22 protein-coding genes are annotated in these 25,370 nt (G+C 40.0%); 13 read left to right on the top strand and 9 right to left on the bottom strand.

Going from position 1 to position 25,370, the window contains the following annotated elements:
- From B9Y87_RS20955 to B9Y87_RS20915, 8 genes are all read right to left on the bottom strand, one after another.
- Nucleotides 1–593: GrpB family protein (locus tag B9Y87_RS20955; RefSeq protein WP_085500906.1), on the bottom strand; the 593-nt coding region annotated here is incomplete at its 3' end.
- A gap of 248 nt (nt 594–841) precedes the next feature.
- A complete protein-coding gene (locus tag B9Y87_RS20950) occupies nt 842–1,729 on the bottom strand; it encodes a PorP/SprF family type IX secretion system membrane protein (RefSeq protein ID WP_176225700.1) in 888 nt (295 codons plus the stop codon).
- A 32-nt stretch (nt 1,730–1,761) separates the two neighbouring features.
- Nucleotides 1,762–7,980: a T9SS type B sorting domain-containing protein gene (locus tag B9Y87_RS20945; protein ID WP_085500904.1), complete on the bottom strand. Its 6,219-nt coding sequence runs from the start codon at nt 7,978–7,980 to the stop codon at nt 1,762–1,764.
- A gap of 656 nt (nt 7,981–8,636) precedes the next feature.
- The gene (locus B9Y87_RS20940; RefSeq protein ID WP_085500903.1) at nt 8,637–9,020 is read right to left on the bottom strand and encodes a hypothetical protein; all 384 of its coding nucleotides are present in this window, start codon (nt 9,018–9,020) and stop codon (nt 8,637–8,639) included.
- Nucleotides 9,021–9,145: 125 nt separating this feature from the next.
- Nucleotides 9,146–11,413, bottom strand: a complete 2,268-nt coding sequence (locus tag B9Y87_RS20935; RefSeq protein ID WP_085500902.1) for an amidohydrolase family protein — start codon at nt 11,411–11,413, stop codon at nt 9,146–9,148.
- A gap of 786 nt (nt 11,414–12,199) precedes the next feature.
- A complete protein-coding gene (locus tag B9Y87_RS20925; RefSeq protein ID WP_245808769.1) occupies nt 12,200–12,631 on the bottom strand; it encodes an META domain-containing protein in 432 nt (143 codons plus the stop codon).
- A gap of 4 nt (nt 12,632–12,635) precedes the next feature.
- Entirely contained in the window at nt 12,636–13,259 is a 624-nt protein-coding gene (locus B9Y87_RS20920; protein ID WP_085500900.1) for a Pr6Pr family membrane protein, read from the bottom strand.
- 124 nt (nt 13,260–13,383) lie between these two features.
- Entirely contained in the window at nt 13,384–13,746 is a 363-nt protein-coding gene (locus tag B9Y87_RS20915) for a hypothetical protein (RefSeq protein ID WP_085500899.1), read from the bottom strand.
- A gap of 764 nt (nt 13,747–14,510) precedes the next feature.
- On the opposite strand from B9Y87_RS20915, the gene B9Y87_RS20910 reads away from it, so the two are divergent.
- The 4 genes from B9Y87_RS20910 (at nt 14,511) to B9Y87_RS20895 (ending at nt 16,701) form a co-directional block, all read left to right on the top strand.
- Nucleotides 14,511–14,759: a hypothetical protein gene (locus B9Y87_RS20910; protein WP_139827305.1), complete on the top strand. Its 249-nt coding sequence runs from the start codon at nt 14,511–14,513 to the stop codon at nt 14,757–14,759.
- Nucleotides 14,760–15,084: 325 nt separating this feature from the next.
- On the top strand, nt 15,085–15,363 hold the full coding sequence (locus B9Y87_RS20905; RefSeq protein WP_085500897.1) for a helix-turn-helix domain-containing protein: 279 nt from the start codon (nt 15,085–15,087) through the stop codon (nt 15,361–15,363).
- A gap of 10 nt (nt 15,364–15,373) precedes the next feature.
- Entirely contained in the window at nt 15,374–16,051 is a 678-nt protein-coding gene (locus tag B9Y87_RS20900; RefSeq protein WP_085500896.1) for a hypothetical protein, read from the top strand.
- On the top strand, nt 16,048–16,701 hold the full coding sequence (locus tag B9Y87_RS20895; protein ID WP_085500895.1) for an ATPase: 654 nt from the start codon (nt 16,048–16,050) through the stop codon (nt 16,699–16,701). Before B9Y87_RS20900 ends, B9Y87_RS20895 begins: the two co-directional genes overlap by 4 nt.
- 59 nt (nt 16,702–16,760) lie before the next feature.
- Here the strand turns inward: B9Y87_RS20895 and B9Y87_RS20890 are convergent, their stop codons facing one another.
- Entirely contained in the window at nt 16,761–17,432 is a 672-nt protein-coding gene (locus B9Y87_RS20890) for an N-acetylmuramoyl-L-alanine amidase family protein (RefSeq protein ID WP_085500894.1), read from the bottom strand.
- 164 nt (nt 17,433–17,596) lie between these two features.
- Between B9Y87_RS20890 and B9Y87_RS20885 the strand changes: the two genes are divergently transcribed.
- From B9Y87_RS20885 to B9Y87_RS20840, 9 genes are all read left to right on the top strand, one after another.
- Nucleotides 17,597–17,884 (top strand): hypothetical protein, encoded by a 288-nt coding sequence (locus tag B9Y87_RS20885; RefSeq protein WP_085500893.1) that lies wholly within the window; start codon nt 17,597–17,599, stop codon nt 17,882–17,884.
- Complete coding sequence (locus B9Y87_RS20880; RefSeq protein WP_085500892.1) at nt 17,884–18,168, top strand: YhgE/Pip domain-containing protein; 285 nt, start codon at nt 17,884–17,886, stop codon at nt 18,166–18,168. Before B9Y87_RS20885 ends, B9Y87_RS20880 begins: the two co-directional genes overlap by 1 nt.
- Entirely contained in the window at nt 18,155–20,584 is a 2,430-nt protein-coding gene (locus B9Y87_RS20875; protein ID WP_085500891.1) for a TraG family conjugative transposon ATPase, read from the top strand. Before B9Y87_RS20880 ends, B9Y87_RS20875 begins: the two co-directional genes overlap by 14 nt.
- A 77-nt stretch (nt 20,585–20,661) precedes the next feature.
- Complete coding sequence (locus B9Y87_RS20870; RefSeq protein ID WP_449371716.1) at nt 20,662–21,177, top strand: conjugal transfer protein; 516 nt, start codon at nt 20,662–20,664, stop codon at nt 21,175–21,177.
- Entirely contained in the window at nt 21,177–22,019 is an 843-nt protein-coding gene (locus tag B9Y87_RS20865) for a hypothetical protein (protein WP_176225699.1), read from the top strand. The genes B9Y87_RS20870 and B9Y87_RS20865 overlap by 1 nt, the downstream gene beginning before the upstream one ends.
- A gap of 21 nt (nt 22,020–22,040) precedes the next feature.
- Entirely contained in the window at nt 22,041–22,658 is a 618-nt protein-coding gene (locus B9Y87_RS20860) for a conjugal transfer protein TraK (protein WP_085500888.1), read from the top strand.
- The gene (gene traM, locus B9Y87_RS20855) at nt 22,648–23,610 is read left to right on the top strand and encodes a conjugative transposon protein TraM (protein ID WP_085500887.1); all 963 of its coding nucleotides are present in this window, start codon (nt 22,648–22,650) and stop codon (nt 23,608–23,610) included. Before B9Y87_RS20860 ends, traM begins: the two co-directional genes overlap by 11 nt.
- Entirely contained in the window at nt 23,607–24,407 is an 801-nt protein-coding gene (locus tag B9Y87_RS20850; RefSeq protein ID WP_085500886.1) for a DUF4138 domain-containing protein, read from the top strand. Before traM ends, B9Y87_RS20850 begins: the two co-directional genes overlap by 4 nt.
- Nucleotides 24,408–24,974: 567 nt before the next feature.
- On the top strand, nt 24,975–25,310 hold the full coding sequence (locus B9Y87_RS20840) for a single-stranded DNA-binding protein (RefSeq protein WP_085500884.1): 336 nt from the start codon (nt 24,975–24,977) through the stop codon (nt 25,308–25,310).
- Nucleotides 25,311–25,370 lie beyond the last annotated feature (60 nt).

Genomic DNA, 25,370 nt, shown 5'->3' with positions numbered 1-25,370 from the left:
ACACTGTGTTGTGCGCTGGCTTTTTCGTTGATTATTTCCAACGTTTCTTTCACAAAATCTGTCTTTCCAAGTACATAAGAACCTCTGTCATTTTTGAACTTTTTCGCTAATTCAAGTTTCAGATTTTCATACTGTTTTGCTCTTTCAGGATTTGAATTTAGATAGTCTCGGAAGTCAATTTGTTTCCACATTATATTATCTTTTGGACACATATGAATATGAAAAATCTGCTCTTTTTTTCCGTCCACATTATATCCTTTTCCAAAAGATGAGTAAGCCTCAATATTATCTCTTGCTGGCACTACAAAATGAGAATAACCCAATTCCGTAAAATTTGCAATTAAATTTTTGTCAAATAGCTTTTCTTTTGGGATTTCTATCATTAAATCGATATAAGGTTTTGATTTTATACTAGGAATTGAGGAACTCCCAAAGTGTTCAATTCGAAGGATTGTTTTATCTCCTACTTTATCGATTATTCGCTTTTTTTCGTTTTCGTAAATAATTTTCCATTCAGGATTATGGTCAACCAATTCTATTGGAAAGAGTCTATTCCAATCTTCTTTGGTTAAATCACTTAATGCCTTTTTCATTTTATCTCGATTTTTTTAGCTTGTGCACAACAATTGTATATAATTACTAGTGTGTATATTCCTATTATAGATCTAATTTACTAAATCTTTTTATTGGTCTAGGTATATTAATTAGAGACTAATAAACTTTACTTACACTATCCCATTTGGCTCCTTCATGTCTTAGAGAAATATCAAACTCGCCTTAAATTGTCACATCCAAGACGAGTTGTCATAAAAAATCTCTGTCAGTAAATTAATACTATGTATTATAGTTTTACATAGAGCATTACCTCATGGGTTCCATTGTTCATGCTTGCAATCGTATTATGCGGAGCGGCCTCATAGGCATATCCCAGGTGCAGCCCTTTGCTTGCCTTAAAGATAAAGAACCCTCCAAATCCTTCGTCCAAACGGTATGCTGCTCCCAGTTCAAACCGGTCCCTCATCGCGAATGCGGCCGTAAAATCGACCGATATGGGGGATGCCTCCACATATCTCACCATTAGGGAAGGCCTGAAAACAATATTGGCGTTCAGGGGTATATCGTAACCTGCCGCTGCATATAGGTGTATTTTATCCTCTCCCTGTTTGGCGACCCCGTTGGCATCGTCCAAGCGATCAGGGCTAAGGATTCTGGGGACGGACAGGGAGGCGAAGAAGGACTTTCCTTTTAGGTAGGCGCCAGCACCTATGTTGGGCGTAAACCCACCGTCGATTCCCATTAGGCTAGGATCGGATTGTATGCCATAGGTAACCAGTCCGTCCGTGTTCGCCTTATAGGAGTTTAAGCCTGCCTTTACTCCAAGAAAGAGGTGGGTATCTCCGTTAAGCTGCAAGTGGTAGGAGAAATCTAGGGCCATGGAAGTTTGGTTCTCAATGAAGGTCCTGTCATTAATGATGGAAACCCCAAGGCCCAGGTTTTTCCCTACAGGTGTTCCGAAGAAAACGGTCTGTGTCTCCGGGCTTCCTTCTATCCCGGCCCATTGACTCCTAATGCCGACCCCGATATCGGTCCCATCATTGGCCCCTGCAAAGGCGGGGTTCACCAGATTCATATTGTACCTGTAAAAGGTAAAGTTGGGATCCTGTTGGGCATTGGAAATACCCGAAACCATTAATGCTGTTAGGATAAGATATACTATTTTAAATTTCATTTTTGTATTGATTTTTTTGTTAAACGATTGGCTTAATAATTGATGAACAGCCATCCCTGAATAGGTGCCAAGCCATTGGACAGATCAATGACGTACATGTAGGACCCCGAAGGTAAGCTGTCACTCCTGGACTTATAGGTGGCGTTCCAATCGTTATTATATCCCTTGGTGGCGAAAACCTCGTGTCCCCATCGGTTGTACACCTTGACCAAAGCATTGGGATAGTTCTCTATTCCCGGTATCATCCAGTAATCATTGATTCCGTCCCCATTGGGTGTAAAGGCCTGGGCAGGTACCAAGGTTGGTGTCACCGGTGTCTCTTCTTCCCCTGGAACAAAAAAGCTAGTATCGTCCAACGGATCTGTATTGTTAGCCAGCTCATCTACATCCGAATCCCCGTCGTTGTCATCATCGGTATCAGAATTATTGCCAATACCATCGCCATCCGTGTCGGTATCTTCAGTGGCATCCAAGGGGAAGGCATCTTCCGCATCCGGAGTACCGTCGTTGTCCTTATCGTTATCACAAGAATCCGCTATTGAATCCCCATCCGTATCCTCTCCGGTCAAGGTAAGGATCGCTGTTTCTGTTGTAGTATTTCCATTGGAATCCGTTGCCGTTATCGTAATGGGGTAATCCCCCAAATCCGCACAGTCAAAATCCGTACGATCAATACTTATGCTCACGGCACTGCAACTGTCATCACTATCAACAATAAACGCTTCTGCTGTTATGCTGATGGAACCTGTTTCGTTCAATGGCATTTCAACATCCTGTACCACTATTGTTGGAGCCGTTACGTCCGCCAAGGTAACCTCAAAAGCGGTGCTATGAGTATTCCCGTTGCCATCGTCCGCAGTTAAAGTAATGGTCTGCAATGTGCCGTGTCCGCTAATTACGGTACCTGCAATTGGCGATTGGGTAATCGTTGTTGTGCCACAATTGTCTGCAACCGTAGTTAAACCTGTATAGTCCGGGACAACAAAATTGCAATTGGCATCCAGCTCTTCCTCTATATTTTGAACGGCGGTCAATGTGGGAGGAATAAGGTCGTTAAAGGTCACATCAAAGGTCTGTGTGCCTATTTCACCCAAACTATCCTCAATGGTAACCGTAATGGTGCTTGTTCCCGCCGCACCCTGTACCGGTGATATGGTAAACGTACGGGTATTGCCGTTTCCGGTAACGATAATGTCCGCATTGGCGACTACAGCTGTATTTGAAGAAGCCGCGGTAACCATAAAGGTATTGTCCCCCGGAAAGGCATCCGTAATCGTTATGGCAAGTTCTGTTACCGACCCGTTGATACATTCGGACTGGTCCGCCACCACTGATCCTACGGGCGAATCGTTGGCCGTAGTCGTAAAAGAAACTTCATTTCCGTAGCCCGTCCCTCCAACATTGATGGCATAGGCCCGGACAAAGTATTCGGTTCCGGAATCAAGTCCTGTTATTTCATCGGAGAAGCTACCGTCCCCATTACCAATTATTATTTTGGGATCATCATCCACATTGGGTGTGCCTGTAATGTTATAAACGATACCGCGTTCAGTAACCGTTTGCCCTCCGTTGTTGGTTACCTCCCCACCTAGGCTTGCCGTAGCGAATGTAACGTTGGAAGCTGTTGTAGTGGTAACGGTTGGAGGAACATTTACCGTCATCGTTATTGAATTTGAACTTAATACATCCGTGGTAAACCGATCTACCTCTGCGTTAAAGTTTTGGGCAACCTCCAATGCCGATAAGGCTTTATTATATACCCTTATCAATCCCATGTCTCCATTCAAGGGATGCTGCCCCGGTGTTTGTCCGTCTCCGATCAAATAATTTGTGATGGAAGAAAGCGTAGCTATACCTTCGTTTTGGTCTGCTACCTCTACTCCATCTACATAAACCCTAGTGGTGATGTTTCCTGTTTCTACCCCTGCCGTATAAACAATGTGGTGCCAGACTCCTTCAGAAACCAATATTCCCGAATTTCTGTCTACATATTGCCCCATATCCCAAAATAAATTTCCAGAGGGGTCCACGCCCAAACGATAATGCAGGTTGGGTGTCGAGAACCAAAATTGATGACCGCCGTTTATGCGTTTTACCCAAGTTTCCACCGATAGCGCATTGGTAGACGTAATGTCCCAATTGTTCACTGCACTACTTTGAATCGTTGTACTGCTGTTTCCCTGAAAATTAAAACTACCGGCACCTACAATAGTGGAATAGGAAGTAGCCAAGTTGGAAGGCAAGGTGGCGTCATTGTTATTGGAGCTAATATCCGTCCATGCCATTCCGGAACCGGGATAACTGGACCGGTCTCCGGCATCTAAATTTAAAACCAAATTTGAATTGACGATAGTACCTGAATCAGCGGACAATTGCACCTCGATAACATCGCCATTTACCAAATCTGTGGTAGTATAGGTAGCGTTGGTCTCACCGGGAACCACAATTCCATTTTTCTTCCACAAATAATTTGTGGCAGCGGTTCCGGTCGGTGTTGCGGTAAACGTAACGGAAGCACCTGAACCAATGGTATTATCTGTTGCGCTGGAGGATAATGTTAAGCTTGGATTTAATGAAGTGGTAAAACTCTCTTCGCTACCATAAGCCGTACCTTCGCTATTGATAGCATAGGCACGGACAAAATATTGGTTCTCGGCGCTAAGCCCTGTGATTTCATCAGAAAAACTACCATCCCCGGAACCGATCTGTACCTTGGTATCGTCATCTATATTGGGGGTACCAGTGGTATTATAGACTATGCCTCGTTCGGTGACGGTTGCGCCGCCATTATCGGTGACCTCTCCGCCAAGGGTTGCTGTGGTATTTGTAACGCCTGAGGCGGCAGAAGTGGTAACGGTTGGGGCCGTATTAGCAGACAAGACAATAGGATCAGGGCTTACTGCAGGGTCTATTTCATTACCCCCACCAGTAGCTGTATGAATCCAATTCCAGTAATAGGTTCCTGGATTTCCGTTGTTAAACACATTAGCTATGGTTACTACGATCTCAGATCCACTAGCCACTATTGGATTGTCTAGAGTAATAAATGCTCCGCTGCCGCCGACAGAAAATATTCCTGCAACAGTTCTCGAATTTCCATTTACCAAAACGGTAATGTCTCCCACAGTTACACTATTAGTATTCCAGCCATTTGCAGTATTTAAAGCATATAAAATAGCATCATTCACTCCTAAGTCCGTAGCAGTAGTATATTCAAATGTATAAGTGACACCTGTAGCTCCTGCACTTAAGTTATCTGCCGACCAGGAAAAATTTTCTAATTGAGGGTTTGATGTCGTAAAACTTTCGACTCCACCATAACTGGTTCCTTCACTATTGGTGGCATAAGCACGTACGTAATAAGTTGTCCCAGCGCTAAGCCCGGTGATTTCATCCGAAAAGCTACCGTCCCCGGAACCAATTTGTACTTTGGTATCATCATTTACATTGGGTGTACCGGTGGTGTTATAGACAATACCGCGCTCGTTTACGGCAGCACCGCCGTTGTCGGTTATGTTTCCACCTAAGGTTGCTGTAGTAGCGGTAACGCCTGAGGCGGCTGTGGTGGTCAGGGTAGGCACTTCTAGCAGATTGATGGTAATTGTAAAGGTCTGGTTGGTCAATTCACCACCATTGGGATCGCTTACCTTAAATTCAAAACTATCGGCGTTCTGATCACCAACAGTATTGGTGTATCTGAGCCTATCATTGTTAATATCATCTTGGGTAAATGTTGTATTTACAATTAATTCTACATCACCGGCCTCAAATACGTTGCTGGGATTGGAATCTATAAACAAAACACCGTGTGAAACTGCAGAAGTAATGGTAAAAGTAAGGTCGGAACCACTGCCTGTTTCAGCATCTGTGGCGTTCAATTTTCCAGAGTCAATCAGCTCGGTAGTCCCTTCATTGAGGATCAATCCGTTGTTTACGGCTACCGTAGGCGCCTGATTTATCGTAATATTAAACGTCTGGTTAACCAACTCACCTCCATCCGGGTCACTCAGGGTAAACACAAAACTGTCCGCGGTCTGATTATTAACCGTATTGGTATATCTGAGTCGGTCGTTGTTAATATCATCTTGCGTAAATGTTGCATTTACCAAGAGTTCTTTCTCACCGGAATCGAAGGTATTGTTGAGGTTGGCATCAAGAAACAAGGTTCCATAAGCAACGGAACTGGTAATAGTTGCAGTCAATTGGGCGTCATCTCCCGTTTCGTCATCATTAAAATGCAATGTACCACTATCAATGTTTCCGGTTGCTCCTTCCGTTACCGTTAATCCGGTATTGGCATCCACTATTGGAGCTATATTGGGAGCACTCGTTGCAAAACTCTCCACTCCACCATAAGAGGTCCCTTCACTATTGGTAGCATAGGCCTGATAGTAATAGGTGGTGGATGCACTTAATCCTGAAATGCTTTCGTTAAAAACACCTGTGCCACTTCCGTCAAGAACATTCGTTACCCCACCCTCACCCAGGGTTGGAGTGTTATCTGAGCTGGAGTAAACAAAGCCTCTAGCAGAGACGGTCGCTCCGCCGTCAGAAGTGACATTGCCGCCCAGGGCAGCTTCAGTTGCTGTAACGCCTGAGGCAGCTGTGGTGGTTATGGTTGGGGCACTTTTGGTGATAGGTACTCCAACTTGAATATTATTTAACCCCATATATGAATTATCTGATCCTAATTGTTGGGCTATGTGAATTTTATCAACATTTTGGAAAACGTTTCCAAGCTCATCGCCTTGACTTACATTTATAAAAACACTCGTAGTATTTCCAGTAAATGTAGCCGTTCCCTGGGACACTCCATCATCAAAGCCTTCTACTACATATGTTGCACCATCATATAACCCCCAATCATGAAAGTCAAATTGCTGTAAAGAGAAATTACTTTGATCATCAGATTGAATAACCATACCATGAAAACTCGGACTAACACCTGTTTCATAAGTTAATTGTTGTAACCCATTGTATTCGAGTACCTGTAATCCGCCAGTTAATTTTGTATCAGAGGAGTTGACTGCAAATATCTCCAGATTTAGGTCATTGATTTCATCAGAGCCTAATTCGCCATCGGAGGCAATATCATCAGAGCCTGCTGAGCCATTGGAATCAAAAGTGATGGTTGGATTTGTACTCAGAAAAGGTGCTGGTGCATTGGTTGCAAAAGTCTCCTCGTTCCCATAACTTGTACCTTCGCTATTAATGGCATAGGCACGAACGTAGTAGGTTGTCCCCGAGCTAAGTCCTGTAATTTCATCAGAAAAACTACCGTCTCCAGAACCAATCAGTACTTTGTTATCGGACGTTGTAGGGGCACCCGTGGTATTATAGACAATACCGCGATCGGAGACGGTGTCACCACCGTCATCGGTCACGTTACCTCCAAGGGTTACGGTGGTGGACGTTAAGCCTGAAGCGGCCGCTGTAGTGACAGTTGGAGTAGTAATGGAAGCTACAATATTCGGTGTATTAAAGGCTCCAGAGGTAATAGTATATGCATTGGAATCATCATAAACCCAATTGCTTCTATTGTTGATTTGCGAAGCAACAAAAACCTTGGTCCCTGTTAACGTACCATTATATTTTGCGTTGTCCGTTTCATTAAATGGATTAGGAAATAAAGCAATTGCATTGGTGCCGTTCGTTAGCGTACCAGGAAGTCCAGTGGTGCTGCCCCCAGTGGTTGCACACGACTGTCCTGCCGTTGTGCAGTTCTGACAATCGAACCAATTGTTTGCATCGTCACAGCCTGCTGTGTGGGCAAAATTATCATCACCATAAAGTCCTGATAGAAAATTGGGGGAGCTGGGTTTGGCCCCGGTAGCACTTTGGTAGGCAAAAAGGTTATCACCTGCCAAAAGATTCCATCCGGTTCCACTCAAAACTGCGGACATACTTCCACTGGAAGAAATTAAAACATCTGTTGAACCATTTTCATATACATATACAATTGTACCGGCAGGTGTGGCCCCTGTGGCCGTCCATGAATAATGCCCTTCGGATGACCCGTACCAAGTATTACCATTGGCATTCCAACCCTCTTCGGTGAAGTAGATTACCGTTCCAGCAGATAAATCTTCCAGTGTAATCCAAGAAAAAGAATGGTCTTCTGTTCCGTTTGCATCGGTATTATAACCTAAAAAAGCAACATCTCCGGCAGATAGGGTTGTTTGGGCATACACAGCAGATGAAGTAATACTAAAAAATAACAGAAATAAATTAAGAAAGGTAGTTGTTTTCATTATTGCATTGCTTTAAATTTTTTAAACAGGGCAATAGTAGGACATTCTACTTTTTCCTATGCAGAAATGTTGTGAACGCGAATAATTATGATGTTAACTTAATTTATTGTAAGAATAATACGACTAAAAACATGAATTGTGCTTACGTGCCTTAAGCGCTTGGAATTAATATATGAACTTACCGGATTTTTGCTTGATATAGCCCAAGTTGCGTGAAGTGAGCAGTGTTTGACCGGCCAAGGCAGAACTTTTTAATTACTAGTGGGCCAGTAATATTAGTGAATGGCACAAGCCTGCTCGGCCGTTAGGACGTGCCTGTCTCATCCTCCCTTAGATTTGACTAAAAATATAAACGATTGCGATATTGTTGAAAGAGGGGGCGGGCGGAGGAGACTTATATCTTCGGATAATTTGCGTAACTATATTTCAAACCAAAATAGAAAGGGGTGATTTAAACGGGATGCAAGGCAATAATAACCTAGAAGGCCCTTAAGAGGAGGTGTGCACCAATTTGGGCAGTCGGATTATAGAATTTGTATTGGCTCTTCATTTTTAAATTATCTGCAATATGGTCTGCCAACGAAACGTTGTTACCTGTTTTTTGCACCACAAATGCTTTCACCGTGTTTAACCAACCCTTGACTCTTTGGGTAAGGCTAAAAATGTTTTGCCTCTTTCTTTGGGATTTGACTAAAATTCAATTGATCTGTTTCCCAATTCCAAGTTGACATACCAAAGTTTCCGGAATCCTCAATAACTTTCATTTTATTATTACTTATCATTTCAATAACTATTCTCCCATTTAAATTACCTTTTCCAACAGAAATATCAGACCAATCTAAAATAATCCGATTGTCAATAATTGTTCCATTTCCAACATGACACCAATTTTCACCTAACTCATTTTCTGTGGTCCTGTTGTTCATGCCCAACCAAAAGACCTTATTGTGAATAACATTAATCCAGAATAAATTATCTCCAGTTGATTTCCAAACTCCATTTCTTATAAGAATTTTCTCTTTATTAATTTTATTGTTCATATTATTTTACTCTTAGGAACTAAAAATGGTTAAAAATTATAAGGAGGCTACTTTTAGAATGTAGCTATAAGTTAATTCATTTTTCCCTTTGTGCCATTATTGAATGAATTTCTTTCCATCCTACATTATTCCCTATAATTATCCAAAATTTGCGTACTTACCCAATAAATATCATTATTACTGGTATAAAAGAGATACTTTCCGTCCTTAGTTACGAAAGGACAAAGTTCGTGCTTTTCCGTATTAATTGTGTTTCCCATATTAACTGCATCGCCCCATTTCCCGTCTTTATCTTTGAAACTAATATATAAATCCCCTTGACCTTTCCCGATTTTACGAATGGAACAAAATATCATATACGACTCATCAGGTGCAATGAAAACATCCGCTTCGTATCTATTGGTATTTATTGATTCGGATAGTAATTCAGGTTTGACGAATTTTCCGTTAACATATTTGGAACGGTAAATATCATAAGCATAGTTTGGGGCATTTAAAGTTTTATCCTGAGCTGCGAAATAAAGTGTACCATCATTTGTAAAAGAAGCGTAATACTCATTTAAAGGGCTGTTGATCGGTAACCCTAAATTGATTGGTTCTGACCAGTTTGATTGTTTGTTTTCCCTTTCTACATACCAAATATCCATATCATCCTTAGTAATATCTTCATTTAGTGAACGATTGGATATGAAATACAATCTTTTCTCATCCGGAGATAACATTGGATCATTGTAGCTTACGGAAGCCGAATCGAAAAGTTTACGGGGTGGAGACCAGACACCTTCTAATAAGTTCGTGTAATGAATTTCCGTAACGCCATTATTGTCTACCCCAAAAAAGAATTCATTCCCATCACCCGATATTGTACAGCCGAACTCATGTCTATTAGGTTTTGAAATTATATTCGGCGCGAATAGTTCTGGTTCATTCGAAGGAGTTTTTTGGCCAAAATATACCATAGTATTGTCTGTTTCCGAACCAACATTTCCTTTTGCAGATTCAATCAGTTTATTTGGATCGAAGCCGATACCATTTTTAAATACAATTTCTACTTCTCGAATAACTTTAGGGTTACTTTCAAGATCTCCATTGAGAACTACAATATTGGCCAACTTTCCTTTCTCAATTGTCCCTATGTCAGTTCTTGACAGTAGCTTTGCACCATTAGAGGCCATTACCTGTAAGGCTTCCTCTGGCTTGAATCCAGCCTCAATAAATAGTTCGTAATTTTTTTGATCTCCAAATCCGGGCATATTGTGGAGGCCAGGATCAAGACCTGCTACCAGCCATCCACCTTGTCTGAAAAATTGAAGTTCGTATGCCATTGATTTTACCAACCATTCTGGTTTAAAATACCAGTCGTTACCCTGTTCTTTCTTACGTAGTTTACGCTGGTGATATGCCACTTTATGAGTGGGGGCCATTACTTCAAGGTCTCTGGCATCTGCCATTACATTAGCTTGTGCTTCAAAAATGGCAAGTGTTGAACCTAGTGCCACCCCATTGTTTATAAGGTTTTGTTGCACATCTTTGACCGTATCACTGTCAATGTCCAGATTTGTTCTAAAGTCGTTATTTTTAGAGCAAACTCCAGTTTCCCTTTCTGTTGCATGGTCATAACTGTGTATAAATCCATGTTCTATGGCATCGATCCCTATTTCTGCAGCTTCGGTAAAAGTTGTGGCACACAGGTGACCTGTTACTTTTAGGTTATTCCTATGTGCTTCATCAACTATTACTTTTAAGTCCTGGGGCCTGGTATTTCTATAAACCTTCAGCCATTGTACTCCTTTGCTTGCCCAATATCGAATGGTATCCCTGACCATTTTTTCATTGGTAAATCTTATGAAATTCGATTTACCCTTTGGACCTGTGAAATATGGACCGGAATTAATGATTTCAGGACCAGGCTGCTCTCCCCTATCTATCGATTTTGCGATAGCTAACTCCTCAAAGGGGTTTCCTGTCCCACAAGTTTGGATTGTAGTCACACCACATGCTAAATATAGTTTAGGTGATGTAGATAGCATTGCGGATTCAGGTATTCTCATGTGGTTGTGCATACCAATGATGCCTGGGATAATTGTCCTGCCAGATAAATTTAGTTCAAAAAAATCATCTGCTATTTGAATGTCATTGGCATCTCCAATTCCCACTATTATTCCATTCTCTATCAGAACAGTCTGTGAAGTTTTGGAAGGATTCCCTGTTCCATCAATTATTTTTACATTGGATAAGGCAATATTCGGAGAGTCGAAGGAAATAAAACTTTGGGTATAATCGGATATGTCAATTTTTGTGGATTGTATATCCGTTGCCTGTTCCTGTCCACATCCTTGCAGTGAAACTAAAATGGTGAATGTTAAAATTACAATTATAGTTATTCTGTTCATTGGACCAAACTAATTAGTATCATCTTTAATTGATAAATTGATGGTAATGAAAAACTTTGATGACAGCTGTACCTAAAAACAGTTTTTTTACATTCTGTTCTTTTGCTTTTGTGCGAAGTGCCAAATCTGGTATTTGACAGTGTTTGTAAATAGCCTTGAACTTAAATTGACCATTGAAAACCCTATTCATTATGTACAGTGTTACCATGCTTTTTTTGTTTTTCTATTAAATGTTTTACGATATAATCCAATTGGCTATTAATTCCGTCGATTAAGTCCTCCACAGTTAGTTCAACTTCTATTTCGGGCAGTACTCACTTTAAATGTTTGCTTTAAAAGGCACTTTAACAACATGATATCATTAATTGGTCCTACTACTTTTATAATATAGACAAAGTAATTAGCATTAAGGCCACTTGGAATTCGATAATGCACGAATCAAGTATGTAACCTACCGAGTAATGTTATGACTGGTAAAGTTAACATGTAAATTTTAAAGGCAAGGTTAATCAAATGAAACACTAATAATTAAGGGACTAGGTTAGTATCCGCATTGGCCGCTCTATGGGCTCAACAATTTTATTTCTGTTTACGAAATCTCTAAAATGTTCAAGGTTTGTTTGAAGTCAGATATGGACACGGATAAAAAATTGTAGCATATACAATGTTTATCCAACCAAAAGCCGTAAGGCTATCAATCTAGATTTGCTTTTAGTGAAAATTCATATTTTAAATGTGGAAATAAACATGTTCCAACTACTATCCAGATGATTTGAACACAATGGTCTATTCTTTTATTTTTTTGAATCTCATCATGGGTATTTCGCCAATCATTAAATTTAGCCTACCCTCCTTGTCCAAGCTAAAGGCATTTATTTTTTTCATCATATTCAGAAACTGAGGTTCGCCATCACCACAATACATCAATGTAGAAGGTCCAGGTTCGCCTATGGTGATGCTATTACCATCAATTTTAAAATCGGCGGAATAACCGTTACAGCTGTTATTGCCCGTAATCTTCCCTGTGGTTTTGTTAAATGAAATTACCGGCTTCTTGTCCGGATATAGGCCATCAAAAGCAATCCATGTTCCTGATATATACTCCAATTCCCATATGGAATTGTAAAGGTTATTATTACTCCCATTCTTAGTTGCAGTACATGAAACGATAACCACCATAAACAAAAGGGTTGAAACTAAAATGTAATTCTTTTTCATATAACTATTCTTTGATCAAGTTTTTACGAAATTTTCCAGCGATGATGAGCAATATCATCATCAGGATGGATACACCCAAAATAATGCCAATATTAATCAGGGAAGGTTGGAGGCCTATTTCTGGTATATTTAGAAATGGATAGGGATAGTAATTTGAAATATATCCCCTTGAAACTATGAACACAACATAGATCAATGGATATAATAACCAGTTTAGAACTGATTTGGTCTTCAAATCAGTTGTTTTTGAATAGATGAACCAATACATTAACATGTAGATCGGGATAACCGTATGTAGTAATTCATCCACCACAAATTGTAAGCCGGTAGGGTTCCATATGTGTCTTAAACTAACCTGATATACCAAGCCTACCATTAATATAAATGTAGTTAAGGCAGTCATGGCTCCATTGGACAGAATTAGGTTTAAAGGATTCTTTTTGGAATCTAAATATGACATTGTAAAGTATAGTGCGACCAATATATTGGTCAAAATGGTGAAAAAACTAAAAAAACGAATAATGGTTTCAAATAACCCTGCTTGCCTATTCATAATCAATAGGATAAATTGCCCAATAATTGCAAACCACCCCATTGTAAGTCCTATGGTTTCAAGTTTTCTTTTCATTTACTTTGAATTAATTAACTAGCCAATGGCAATATACTTATTATAAGGAAACCCGAATATTAGAGAGATATTGGATGATGAAGTTTTAAGACTTGGTAAAAAAGCTATTTGATTCCTACAAAGATTATTCCTTTGTTTTGGAAATTATCCGATTCTTCCAACCCATGATTGGGGAAAGCCCTTTTAAATGGGCATCATGGGAATGATAGTATATATTCTTTTTCAAATCCAAAATAACCGGCCATTGTATGTTGTCCACTCCCTGCCCCAATACATTGACAATGGCCGTTTCAACAAACTTGGAGCATATGGGTCCCAACAATCTAATTTCATCATAATGACCTGGACCGGATAAACCAATATAATAATCTGCTGGTTTACCTGAAAAGGAGCATATGGGTATTTCTGGTATATCGTGCAAAGAATTTTGCACAAGTCCTCCGAAAGTTTCGCTATTTGAAAACAAGGTATTTCTGACACTTTTCATAAATCCAAATCTAGCCTCTTTTCTGTTTAGATAGAAGATTGCCCCATTTATTTTATCATCTGAATTATTAACTATTAAATAGGCTTGGGTTCAGATTATTACAATTTTAGTCAACAATTGTTGCATTTGTCAAAAGATTGTTATAAAAATCAGGTACAGTGTTGAGAATAGCATTTAAATTATCACGACTTATCCTCCCATGTCAATATCATATGTTTCATAGGATTACATTCTGTGGTATTCCAAAATATATCTGTTATCAACCATAGCCTAGATACATGAGCTACCTTATTAAACAAGAACCTTAAAGTCTGTATTTATAGTTTTTTGTAGATGTAATGAACTTATTTTTAATTGTAATTTCCCTGTTCTTTAAATACACACAATTTATCATTTAATGGGTTTTAATTTTTAGACTAATATATTTGGGAAGAAAACAATTCGGTTAGATATTGGACAATTAAGCTCCTAGTAGGTTTGAACAAATGCTAGTACACTTTGGCAATTGTATAGAAATTTAGTGGTAACGACCAAGAAGGGTTGAATTGTACATATGAAAAAATCTTTATCCATGGTCTATCTACCAACTAGTTTGTATTCAAAGCGTCATAGGTCTACGATAGTAGAATCACATCGAATAAGTATTGATGATTAGTGCATTATGTAATAAATTTCTAATTGTTTAATTCACATTATATCCGATCTTATTTATGGACGCCCCTGGTTCATTGCAATACACTAAGCAGTACAAGTCAATTTCTTTCATGGTTTCGTTCAATTATGAGGCCCATGATTGTAGCAATTTGTTTTTTAGGGCCAAGCCGATGGAACCGGGTCAGGATGGGGGGTATCCCTTGGATTTTATCTACGGAAAAATCGACGCGGACTTTCAATTGCAGATAGGTATTAGGGAGTTTCAAATTGTAATGACCAAGGAACTACACGAAAGAATGGGATTACTATACGACCTAATCAGGAACGAGTACGTAGAACTCAATAACAAACATTTATAAATAACGGCTTAGCATGGGCCACGATTCCAGTGTTTCAAAAATTGGGTTGTGGTATCGTAATTACGTATCGCATCCGGTGCATCCCCTACCAAGTAAATTTGCCTCTCTTTAAGGGAGTTTTGGTTATTTTTTGAATTTTATTTTATTCACTTTGCCCATAATTGTAAATGATTGTAATGATGTTAATATTTAACCCCACTACGAGACATATGGTGAATATTTCCTGTAAAAACATGTCAAATTTACGGCTCAATGTCTAATCGTGATCGGAACTTGGAGTCTTCATTTTAATACTCGCTGGTTCCCTTCCCAAAACTTTCAAATTATGCCAACGCATGTAATTACCACAGATGATCTGAGGGATTTTAAGATCGAATTGATGGAGGGCTTTAAGGAGTTGCTCTCTAAACAGGCCAATGGAACCCTTAAAAGGTACCTTCGCTCATCCGAAGTGATGGAGTTGCTCAATATTAGTTCAGGTACCCTTCAAAACTTAAGGATCAATGGTACTTTGCCGTACACAAAAATGGGCGGAATCCTATTTTATGATACCGAGGATATCCAAGCTATTATGAAGAAGAACAGGGTGGATTACGATTTTTAACACCTTTACTATGAACTATATCAAACACCTGAACGGGGTCTTCCTCCAGTTCTCAAAAGATAATAGACTAAACCCTACCCACATTAGCCTTTATGTGGGACTTTTTCAATTATGGAACAGTTACCATTTTCGTGATAGCTTCCATATTAACCGGGAAGAAGTAATGGCCTATGCAAAAATAGGCTCCAAATCAACTTATCATCGCTGTTTGAAGGAATTGCACCATTGGAATTATTTGTATTACCGTCCCTCCCATAACCCCTTCCAGGGGAGTACGATCAAGATGTTCAATTTTGGGACAACTGATGGACAAGTAGTGTACCCACACCAGACCAAATCAGGGACAAGCAATGGACAAGTAGTGGTACCTATAAATAAACATATAGAAACTATAAAAAACAAAACAAATGGGGTCAAACGGGACCGACCCCAAAATGAAAAAGAAGTTGTTGCTTTTTTTAATAATAAAAACTGGCCCATGGCGGAAGCGAAGAAGTTTTACTGTCATTACAAAAGCATTGGATGGAAAGTTGGAGGTACGGCCGAAATTGTGGATTGGCATGCGCTGGCGCAAAAATGGATTTTTAAGTCCATGGAGATAAAGGAGGAGAAAACAGTGGTCCCGGTCAGCCAGAATACGGACAACCTGAAGTCCAGTTCCATGAAAAATTTTAATCAGCCCCTATGAATCCACATATACGCTTTGTAGGTCATAAACAATACGTCCTAGGTAGTCTTAAGGATAATCAGATCTGCTATGATTTTAATAAAATATTGTTATATCTCAATGCCAAGGGACAAACAATGTTCGGCAAGAATTTTAGAATATTGGAACAGGACCGCGACGTCATTTACAAACTCTGTAACTATTATATCAAGGATCCTTTGAATTGCAAGAAACTGGATATCGACCTTAACAAAGGTATTTTACTTTCTGGGCCCGTAGGTTGTGGTAAGAGCAGTTTAATGAAGTTACTGCGCTATCTGACTCCTTACGGCCGAACTTATGAAGTGATACCGGCACGAAATATCACTTTTGCATTTAATAATATCGGTTTTAAAATTGTGGAAGACTACGGTGAGGGGAAATCCTATTGTTTTGATGATCTGGGAGTGGAGCCTACGGGACGATATTTTGGCAAAGATTGCAATGTAATGGGGGAAATACTTCTTTCCAGATACGAACTATTGTTGAACCATAATATCCATACCCACGCTACGACCAATCTCAATGCTCAGGAACTCGAGGAACGCTATGGTGGCCGTGTTCGATCTAGAATGAGGCAATTGTTTAATTTGATCGCCTTTAAGGAAGATAGTATGGATAAGAGAATTTAGGTACGTCTTTATCGAAAATATATATGGTTTTCCAGGATGTCATTTACCTTCGGTAAAATTCAGTCCCCACTTTTTAAATAATTATAAATTCCCAGCAATATGGCCAATGCCATTGCCTTGATATTTCTAGGTTCTTTGTAATAATCCCCTTCATCTACATGCGTAACAAATCCTGTTTCTATTAAAATTGTCGGACAATAATCCATTGTTTCCCTTTGTACTTGAAAATTGCCCACCTTTACCCCCCTTTCCTTAATGCCCAGTTTGCGTCCGCTCTCACCTAAAACGGAGGTGGCCAACTGCACCGAGGATTCCATGTGCGGATTATCCTTATTGGCTACAAAAATTTCCATTCCACTGGCTCCTGTGATGGCCGCATTACAATGTAAAGAAATGAACAAATCGCTCTTTAATTCCCTGGCCAACATTGCCCTATCTGATAATGATATCAATGTGTCCTTGTACCTGGTCAGATAAACCTCTATCCTGTCATCCAATATTATGTGGTTGTGGTTTAGGATTTCCTTGGCAATTTTTAAAACTACCTCCTTTTCAAGGACCCCATGGACACCTATGGCACCGGTATCCTTACCTCCATGGCCGGGATCGATGACCAAAATCTTTTTAGGCTGCTCTAATTGACAAAAACTGGAGCACATTTTTAAAATCAAGAGCCAAAATATGACGGTTTTGCAACCTGCCCTACTCCGGATTTTCAAGGTTATCAACATATCAATTTCAAATTATAATTCAAATTCATGTTAATTGACATCAAAACACATTAAAACGAATCATTTAATATTTTATTCACAAATTATTGATTGTCAGAATTTTATATATAAATATAAACTATTTTTCATGTAGCTAAAAAGTCTAAAAACTAAATCTGAACAACATGAAAAAATTATACTATCAGGTTTGCCTTACCTTACTGATTTACAATCCTGCTTTCGCTCAAATTGGTGGAATTGAAGAATCGGTCAATGACGTATCCGATACCATCCGTACCGTTTTCCCCATTATTCTGGGAGTGATTTTTCTTATCGGTTTTCTTTTTAACGCGGGACACTTTTTTGGGGAAAACGCCGATCTCAAAAAAGGTATTACGCGTGTTCTTGTATTTGTACTTATTGCCGGTGCAGTTGTTGGAATCTTCACCTATCTCATCGGAATTGTTGTCTAATGAAAAAGTACGTGGTATATAGGAACATTCGTAAAAAGGCCATGATAATGGGACTCCCCCTTATGTTGTTCGCACTTCAGATGACTTCCGTTATAGGTTCCTTGATGTTCATCATCTTTTCTTTCAGTTTAGGGGCGATTATTTCGGCTATCATTTTCAACATTCTACTTTTTGTATGTCTCTCCTTTTGCCATAACAACCCGACCGTATTCCATTTGAAAAAAGTGTTTCCACACACTATTAACAATAAAAGAGCAAGTCACCTGCACTATGAAGACAATTAACTTATCCGAATTTTATCCTATAATGGATATTCAAGGGAATGTCATTTTTGCCAATAATGGCAACTTGGTCCAGTGCTATTCCGTGGGGTATCCGGAGATCTATTCCTTGTCGGAGAAGGATTTTGAGGAAATTCATGGGTCTTGGTTTCAAGCCTTTAAGGCGCTACCCGTGGGTACCATCGTGCATAAACAAGATGTTTATAGAAAGGCCGGATTTTCAGCCGAAAATTTGCCCAATGAAAGTTTTCTTCAGCAAGCCACTTACCACTATTTTAAGGGACGGGAATATTTGGACCACTCTTCCTTTCTCTTTTTTGTTCTTCCGCTAAAGAAAACGTTCAATACTACAAAATACGTCAACCCCTTTCGCAAAGTGGATAAGGGTATTCATAGGCAAATGGACCATTATGCCCGCGAATTTGTCAATGCGGTAAATGATGCCGTGTCCTTTATTAATAATAGCAGAAAAATAACCCTTGCACCAATGTGCGAGGAAAGTATCCTGGAATCGACCAATAATTACTTCAATGGTTATAACCATGGATTTGACACGGATATCCAAATGAATAAAAAGTGTTTGGAGATCGGTGACCATGATTTTGACGTCATGGCCATCAATAGTGAACTCTGCTTTGGCGATATGCTACAAAGCAGTAGGCCCAATGACAGGTTCACCTCCGATGATTTTGTATTTCATCAAGGATTTATAGATGGTTTGGGACTCAACTTACATGAAAACCATATCGTCAATCAGATCATATATCTGGACGATAAATATAAATGGCGGAAATATCTAGAGAAAAGTATTGAGGAGCTTAATAAGAGTTCCAATTTTGGAACTCAAAATAAGGTCGTTCTAAAAAAAATAGAGGATATTCTGGCAAAGATCAATGATGATGAAAGTTCTAGAATAGTCCGGGGACATCTCAATATAGTTTTTTGGGGAGAGGGGACACAAGAGTTGGGCAGGATTGCCACCAAGATCAAAACAGAGTTCAAGGAATTGGACATCGTTCCCTATTATCCTAAAGGTGAAGAGCGGAAACATTATTTTCTTAACAGCTATTGTTGCTTTACCTCCAACTTCTCCAACGGGGATCTGTACGTGGCCGATCTAAAGCATGCCCTTTGCCTGTACATTAACAATAGTGTATATATTTCAGATAATAAGGGTGTTGTCTTTAACGATAGGCAATACAACATCCCAATTTTAAAGGATGTTTGGGATGAAGCCAGAAAGCGCATAAAGGCACGCAACTTTGCTATTTTTGCACCTACTGGGGAAGGTAAATCCTTTTTGGCCAATAACATTCTGCGCCAATATTTTGAAAGTGGGGTACGCCTAGTGGTCATCGACTTGGGAGGTTCCTATGATAAATTTGCCAAGCTCTACCCCAATGACCATATTGTTCTTAGATATGAACAAGGGAAAAACCTGGGTATAAACCCCTTCTACATCAGTGATAAAGCCGACCTTACTCCAGAGAGGCTGGAAGATCTTACCATTTTTATTTTGGAGCTTTTGGCCACGGGCAATGAAACCAGCAAAGCACAGGAGGTAGCCGTTAAAAAGGTCCTGTTGTCTTATTATTCCAAGTGCACAACTGGCCATTCACTGGCTTCACTGTACCAGTATGTAGATGACCATAAAGATTCATTGGTCACGGACCTCCAGATCCGTGAAATGCATTTTAGCGTCTATGACTTCCTTCACATTCTTTCGGAATATGTGGAAAATGGTATATATAGTTTTCTGTTCAATACAAACACAGACCAAACCTATAAATTGGAGGACAAACGACTGATCGTTTTTGAACTTGACGAGGTAAAGGATAATAAGGAAATTCTCTCCGTTATGTTGAAATTGATCAAATCGGCCATTCAAAGAACGATTTGGAGGAACAAGGCGGAAAAGGGCATCATCCTATTTGATGAGTTTGCCAAACAGTTAAAATTTAAGAACGTTCTGGAAAGTGTGGAATTCTATTACCAGGCCATACGTAAACAAAACGGGGCTATAGGTATCATCCTTCAATCCATCAACCAACTGCCAAATAATTCGACATCCGCAAGTATCCTTGAAAATACTCAGGTCATCTATAGTCTGAGGAATGAAAAGGGATATGATGAACTGGTCAACAGGCTCCATCTTTCCTCACATGATCTTAACCAATTAAAATCCATAAGGAACCAGCTGAAAGGGGAACGTAAATACACGGAAATGTTTATCAAAATCGGGAAGGATAGCAACATATTTCGATTGGAAGTTCCGCCAGAAGTCCATGCCGCTTACCTAACCGATGGTGAAGAGAATGAAACCATTATGGCCCTCTATAGAAAATACGGGGATATGGAGACCGCCATTACGCAGTTTGTAGCGCAACAAACTAATCCTTCCAATAAAAGCAACATTTAAACCTATATACTATGAAACTTTTTAATTATAAATTATTGTTGGCCCTGACCTTGTCCTTGGTTGTTAAAAGCAACGCGATGGCCCAGGGCATGCCGGTATATGACAATACCAATTTCATCTCCTTTATGAAATCGCTGCTGGAATCCGGGAAACAGACCGCAGAACTGTTGAAGACTGTAAAATTCTTAAAGGAACAGAAGGAGAATATCGATAAGGTCAATAGCGTAATCAAACAATTGAATGCGGTAAAGGAATTGGCCAAGAACAATCAGCGTCTTTATGATATGGTGCAGGAGGATCTAAGGCAGATCCTAAATTCCCCATATATACGGCCCGAAGAAGTTGGCCGTATCTCAGATTCCTTTCAGGGAATAATTGAAAATTCCATGATGTCCATGGACTATATCGATCAAGTACTGTCCAGTGATAATTTGAAAATGACCGATGCCGAACGCACGGCCATTCTCAAGGAAAAGGAACTGCAATCCATAGAAATGGTGGCCGAGATCGAGGCCAAGACCAGGCGCTATAGAGAGATAATCGCCTTTAGGCAAATGCAGGATAAAATCAATAACAGGGAAATCAACTACTGATGTCGGGGATATTTTTGGGAATAGGGCTTGAATATGTGGATACGGTCTTTCAGACCATTAAAAACAGTAGCTTTTCGCAGACGGCCATTACCGGGATGAAGGCCCTGTCCGTCGTCCTATTTCTGATCAATATCATTAAGAAATACAATGAGGGCGTGGCCAACAATGAAGGTTATTCTTGGGGATTGACCCCTGGTGAATTGGCCAAGAACTTTGCGGTAGTCGTACTGGCCATTTTTTCTACGGAGGTGCTATCCGCATTCGATAACATTCTAGTAGCTATAGAAACCCAGTTTAGGGATACTGCTCCGGCACTCCTACCCTTACAGCTGCAGGATTTGGATATCGAACAGGATGTGGGCGCCATCGACGCTGCCAAAAAAGCGTTGGCCCTACTCTACGAGGCCTTGGTAACTCCACTGTTCGGACTTAAAATATTGTCGTTTATCATAGGCTTGATCCTTTGGCTATTGGACCTCTTTATCTATCCTCTTTTTTTGGCCCAACGATTCTTTTTATTGGGAATTATGCAGGCCTTTTTTCCATTGGTCATCAGCTTGGCCGTGTTTGAAAAGTTTCGCTCCATGGCCTATAATTTTTTTAGATTATATGCAGGGGTCTATATGCTGGTCCCGGCATTTTTTCTGGTCAATGTATTTATCAATAATTTTTATACCGAGGTGAACCTTAATTTTTGGTCCAACCTTTTTGGTACCGATTGGGGCAGTCAAACTTTCGCACCTGTTATTCAACTGGGTTCCATCGGGTTCATTGTCCTATTAAAATTCACTTTGTACCGTAGGGCAATAACCTTTACCCTTAAGCTCTTTAGTGTCTCCTAACCCTTTAATCCCAAGAACAATATGAAAACACCTTATAACAACATCTACAAGGTACTAGGACAGAATCGATTTATAGTCCTGTCCATTATTATTGCGGCAACTACCATAAGTGCCATTGCGCTCCTCTTGGTACTGAAACTCCATAATGATGTATTGAACAAGGCTTTTATGGTCAATGCTGATGGTCAGGTCATTCCCCTGAAATTGGTCGATCAAAAGGAGAATCTCGAGGTAGAGGCCCTAGCCCATTTGGAATTGTTCCATGACTATTTCTACGGCATCGATCCGAGTAACTATGAGAGTAATTTGGAAAAAGCCCTATGGTTGGGCAATAGCAGTGTAGCCGATTTGTACCGTCAGAAAAAAGTAGATGGCGTATATAACCGATTACTGCAATATTCCCTGGTACAAAAGGTGCTGGCCATAAAATCCAAAATTGTCCTGGACAGGGAACCATATCTTTTTGAAACTAAAACAATATTTGAGATCAATAGGGGCTTATCCACCGACATCTATGAATTGACCACTACCGGTAAACTCCTTAGGGTGGACAGGAACTTTCCCAAAAACACCCATGGGTTCATGATTACCGATTTCTTTGAAAATACACTACGAAAATTGGATAAATATGAAAATTGAAAAGAACAAAATTGTGTTTACCTCCATTCTACTCTGTATACTACTTTTTATTACGGCATATGCTGTACTCGTTTTGGACAGCGAACAAGGACAGGAACTGGAGGCTGATCAAATACCTGTTCCTGAAATCATGAACGAACAGAAGATATATGATTCCAAATTGGATGCCATAAATGATATGAAGACGGCGAGACCTACCCTCGCTCCTAGTGTCTACGATGAAGACCTGTTGGACTCCACCGGCCTGTACGACCCTGAATTGCTGGACAAGAAAAAAATGCAACTGGTGGACAGTATTTATAAACAAGGACAGATGCGATATTCAAAAAGGACCGGTAAAACCCTGAATGGTGATACGCTTTCCCGATTCCAGTCCAGGCATATAAAGACCGAGAAGACAGATGAATATATTGGGGAGAAGGAAATCGAGGTGGCATCCCAGACTCTTGCCCTGGAGCACCAGCTTTTTTTTGATTCCCACCCCATTGAGACAATTGGCTCCGGGAATTCGGATCCAATTATCATGGTCCGTGTGGACGGCGACCAAACTGTTAAGGCGGACCAACGTTTAAGAATGCGCCTAATAAAGGATGCCAAGATCAACAATGTATTGATTCCTAAAAATACACGTATCTACGGATTTGTAAGTTTTAAGCCGAACAGGACCTTGATTCGAATTGAAAATATTGATCACCTACCGGTCAAGTTCAAGGCCTACGACCTTGAGGATGGATCTGAAGGAATTTATTTGAGGAACAATTTTAGGGCCGAAGCAACCAATGAAGTGGTGAACGATATCGTCGACGATATAAATATTACCGGAATGCCACAAATTAAGGGAGTTCGAAAAGTGTTCCAACGCAACCGAAGGAGCTTTCGGGCAAGCATATCAGACAATTATAAGCTCATCTTAAAATACGACAAGAACAATTTTAAAATTAATCTGCAATGAAAACCATAATCATCTTAGCAATATGCTTCATCAGTCTTGGATTGTCCGCGCAGCAACCCTTGGATACACTTTATGCCAATGAACTTAAAAATGTGGCCCTTTTTTTTCCAGAACCCGTTCGCCAAGGGATCACGGGTGCGGCCCATTTTGTTTTTACCTATAACCGCGAAACACAGCAGCATTTCGGGCTCTTGCAGGCACAACCCGGCCCTGACAGTAATCTGTTGGTGGTGACTACCAATGGGCAGGTGTATTCCTATATTTTAAAATACAGACCCGATTTGACCCAGCACAATTACTTTTTTACCGAGCAAGAAAGTATTGGAAATGAAACCCCTAAAATGGATGACATCGATAAAATGAAGCAAAAAGTGGATTCCTTGGGCCGAACAATGGACTATCTCAAAAGAGCCTCGGAGTCCGTTTTGAAGTCGGCATCTGAAAAGGTGGCATTGATCCGTGAAAAGGACTTGTATTTAAAATTATTTCAACCGGTCTATTATGGCTCGGAGGTGTTTCTGAAGATGGAGGTAAAAAATGCATCGGGAGTCGATTTTGAAATCGATTATCTTAATGTGTACACCTTAAATGGCACCGATCGACGCCAATCTTCCTTTCAAAGTTTGCCATTAAACACCATTTATGCCCATAACCTTCCAAAGCTTTTCAAAAAAGGGCAGAGCAGGCAGTTCGTATATGTGCTGCCAAAGTTTGTTTTGGCAGCATCGGAAAAATTGGCCATTGAGTTAAGGGAACTCAACGGAGGTAGAACCTTGGTACTACAGTCCAATTTATAGTATCAGGTTCATTTCAGTGCTGTCATACTGGTTCCCCTATAGTGATGGACTAATCGAATACCAAGTAGATGTCCATACAGGGGTTGGGATTTAGACTTATAAAATGGGTGTAGGCTCTCTTATACTATTCTGCTGAAGACTTCTCATTAGGAGGGCGTATCGACCACTTCCGGATATAGGTATTTTCCAAGATCTCCTTTTTCACTGCCACAGTTGTCGCCGTTTCTTTTTTTGAAGGCAAAACAACAACATTTTTGGAAGGAAAACTGCATAAAGCCAGCGCTCCCATCCCCTACTGTTTATAAGTGTTTCCTTCCAAAAATATTGTGGACCATCAAGCAACAAAAAAAGGTAACAACGACGGCTCTATGGAAAGTAAATCAAAAATTGGAACTATGGAATCATACCGATTATCCTCAAATGGAAGTGGTCAATACCCAATAAGAGTAAGCCGGCTTGGCCAAAAAAGCCTGCATGCATCAGGAAAGGAAAACACTCCGGATATAATAAGTAAATCAGTTAATCAAAATAATGTAAATCAAATGTTTAACCTTAATTTTTTTAATCATGGGAATTATTAAAAACAATGTTCAGTTAATCGGTAATGTGGGACAGGAACCAACAGTTACCAATCTTGAAAACGGTAAAAAAGTAGCTAGGTTTTCCTTGGCCACCAATGTGTTCTTTAAAAACTCGAAAGGTGAAAAACAAAAGGAAACCAATTGGCACTATATAGTGGCCTGGGGCAAGACCGCCGAAATCGTGGAAAAGTACGCCTCCAAAGGAAAGGAAATTGCAGTAACAGGAAAATTGAAAACCCGTTCCTTTTCCACCGATGATGGCATTCAACGCTTTGTTACCGAAGTGGAAGCTCGTGAAATACTCCTTATGGGCAGTAAATAACAAAAAAAAGAGGGTATCGCCCGAATTATCGATCCCTCTTTTAACTCATTAATTTATAAA

The organism is Arenibacter troitsensis, assembly GCF_900177645.1.
Classification (GTDB): domain Bacteria; phylum Bacteroidota; class Bacteroidia; order Flavobacteriales; family Flavobacteriaceae; genus Arenibacter; species Arenibacter troitsensis.
Note: the sequence above shows the minus strand (reverse complement) of the source record. Positions and strands in the feature narration are given on the sequence as shown.

What these genes read in the sequence shown, in the direction of transcription:
- traM (WP_085500887.1), top strand. Translation starts at nt 22,648, where the DNA reads ATGAAAATTGAAAAGAACAAAATTGTGTTTACCTCCATTCTACTCTGT.
- B9Y87_RS20850 (WP_085500886.1), top strand. Translation starts at nt 23,607, where the DNA reads ATGAAAACCATAATCATCTTAGCAATATGCTTCATCAGTCTTGGATTG.
- B9Y87_RS20905 (WP_085500897.1), top strand. Translation starts at nt 15,085, where the DNA reads ATGCCAACGCATGTAATTACCACAGATGATCTGAGGGATTTTAAGATC.
- B9Y87_RS20890 (WP_085500894.1), bottom strand. Translation starts at nt 17,432, where the DNA reads ATGTTGATAACCTTGAAAATCCGGAGTAGGGCAGGTTGCAAAACCGTC.
- B9Y87_RS20865 (WP_176225699.1), top strand. Translation starts at nt 21,177, where the DNA reads ATGTCGGGGATATTTTTGGGAATAGGGCTTGAATATGTGGATACGGTC.
- B9Y87_RS20895 (WP_085500895.1), top strand. Translation starts at nt 16,048, where the DNA reads ATGAATCCACATATACGCTTTGTAGGTCATAAACAATACGTCCTAGGT.
- B9Y87_RS20860 (WP_085500888.1), top strand. Translation starts at nt 22,041, where the DNA reads ATGAAAACACCTTATAACAACATCTACAAGGTACTAGGACAGAATCGA.
- B9Y87_RS20935 (WP_085500902.1), bottom strand. Translation starts at nt 11,413, where the DNA reads ATGAACAGAATAACTATAATTGTAATTTTAACATTCACCATTTTAGTT.
- B9Y87_RS20885 (WP_085500893.1), top strand. Translation starts at nt 17,597, where the DNA reads ATGAAAAAATTATACTATCAGGTTTGCCTTACCTTACTGATTTACAAT.
- B9Y87_RS20920 (WP_085500900.1), bottom strand. Translation starts at nt 13,259, where the DNA reads ATGAAAAGAAAACTTGAAACCATAGGACTTACAATGGGGTGGTTTGCA.
- B9Y87_RS20870 (WP_449371716.1), top strand. Translation starts at nt 20,662, where the DNA reads ATGGCCCAGGGCATGCCGGTATATGACAATACCAATTTCATCTCCTTT.
- B9Y87_RS20840 (WP_085500884.1), top strand. Translation starts at nt 24,975, where the DNA reads ATGGGAATTATTAAAAACAATGTTCAGTTAATCGGTAATGTGGGACAG.
- B9Y87_RS20910 (WP_139827305.1), top strand. Translation starts at nt 14,511, where the DNA reads ATGGTTTCGTTCAATTATGAGGCCCATGATTGTAGCAATTTGTTTTTT.
- B9Y87_RS20900 (WP_085500896.1), top strand. Translation starts at nt 15,374, where the DNA reads ATGAACTATATCAAACACCTGAACGGGGTCTTCCTCCAGTTCTCAAAA.
- B9Y87_RS20915 (WP_085500899.1), bottom strand. Translation starts at nt 13,746, where the DNA reads ATGAAAAGTGTCAGAAATACCTTGTTTTCAAATAGCGAAACTTTCGGA.
- B9Y87_RS20875 (WP_085500891.1), top strand. Translation starts at nt 18,155, where the DNA reads ATGAAGACAATTAACTTATCCGAATTTTATCCTATAATGGATATTCAA.
- B9Y87_RS20925 (WP_245808769.1), bottom strand. Translation starts at nt 12,631, where the DNA reads ATGAAAAAGAATTACATTTTAGTTTCAACCCTTTTGTTTATGGTGGTT.
- B9Y87_RS20950 (WP_176225700.1), bottom strand. Translation starts at nt 1,729, where the DNA reads ATGAAATTTAAAATAGTATATCTTATCCTAACAGCATTAATGGTTTCG.
- B9Y87_RS20945 (WP_085500904.1), bottom strand. Translation starts at nt 7,980, where the DNA reads ATGAAAACAACTACCTTTCTTAATTTATTTCTGTTATTTTTTAGTATT.
- B9Y87_RS20880 (WP_085500892.1), top strand. Translation starts at nt 17,884, where the DNA reads ATGAAAAAGTACGTGGTATATAGGAACATTCGTAAAAAGGCCATGATA.
- B9Y87_RS20940 (WP_085500903.1), bottom strand. Translation starts at nt 9,020, where the DNA reads ATGAACAATAAAATTAATAAAGAGAAAATTCTTATAAGAAATGGAGTT.